Consider the following 1,213-nt stretch of genomic DNA (forward strand, 5'->3'; position numbering starts at 1 on the left):
AGCCCTGGAGCTTCTCCAGTGCCACGGCGCGCTCGGTTGGGGTCATCCTCTGGAATTCAGGACAACGCATGAGCCGCGTTGCAGGTTTCGGCCCAGTACTCATGTTGAAGGTGTGGTGTTCCTTGCAGATGGGACAGTTGGACTTCCCCGACTGGCCATCGTTGGTGTGGTGAGTGTTCCTGCCAGGCGTCTTGGGCTTGGGACAGTCCGCGAACCTGTGGCCCTTGTCTCCGCAGTTGTAGCAGACAGACTTGGTCTTGGCTCTGGCGTCGGACTTGCTGGTGTCCTCAGGCTTCTTGGTGTCCGCCTTGTCCTCGGCGAGGGTCTCGCCCTCGATCCTGGTGAGGCGGCGCTGCAGGACTCGTTCCTCGTCCATGAAGGCACAGAAGTTGCGGTAGGCTCCACGGTGAATGTTGCCGGGAGTCCCAGAGGATTGCACGTAGCGCTTCCTGGAGTCCTTGGATGGGAGCTTCTGGATCATCTTGGTGATCGTGGGCTCGTGGTCGAGGACGGTGATCTTCCCGATCTCGATGAGGTCGTTCTCGGCCTTCCTCCAGGCGCGGGAGAACTCCAGGAACTGGTCTGGCTCGCTGCGGGCGTTCTTGGACGGCTTGTGCTGCTCCAGCTCGCTGATGATCTCGGCGACTGCTTCCATGGGCTTCCCGTACTCCTCGTCCAGGAACTCCCAGACCTCGGCCGTGGTCCGCATGTTCTTGACCTCGGGCTCGAGGAGGTTTGGCAGACACTTGCATAGCTCCCGCAGCTGCTGCGGCTGTGGGTAGTGTGGAGACACCGTCTCCAGCCAGTCCTTCCTGAAGGTTGGGTAGGACCTCTTGGCCCCTGAGAACTTGGGGAACGGCTGGCGCGTGTGGAAGGCCGCGGCGCTGACTGGGTTGGGCTGCGGCGAGTGGAGAGTGGCTCCCACCGATGATGAGGCCCCAGAGATGTTGTCGCCCAGGCTTGACAAGGTTGTCCTGAGTGTCCTGGCGACCTTCTGGTTGTTGGTCCTGGCGGCGGTGATGAGCACGTGTTGCTCGGCGCGCAGGGACGGATCCAGCTCCAGTATCTTGGAGCGCTGCTGCCCGGCAAGCTCCAGCTTGGCCAGGGCGTCGTCGATGACGGTCACCTGGTAGCGGATGCCAGGGAGCGTGTAGTTGGGAGGCACGGACATCTCCCAGTCGTGGGCGATGACCTCCACCTCGGCGAGTGTGTC

At 62.3% G+C, this 1,213-nt stretch carries 1 protein-coding gene; it reads right to left on the bottom strand.

From position 1 onward, the window contains the following. On the bottom strand, positions 1-1,213 hold a 1,213-nt coding region (locus ACN0IC_RS15595; RefSeq protein WP_416879665.1), incomplete at both ends, for a C2HC-type zinc finger protein.

The sequence above is a fragment of the Litorimonas sp. genome, from assembly GCA_029936425.1.
In the GTDB taxonomy this organism is placed as follows: Bacteria; Pseudomonadota; Alphaproteobacteria; order Caulobacterales; family Maricaulaceae; genus Litorimonas.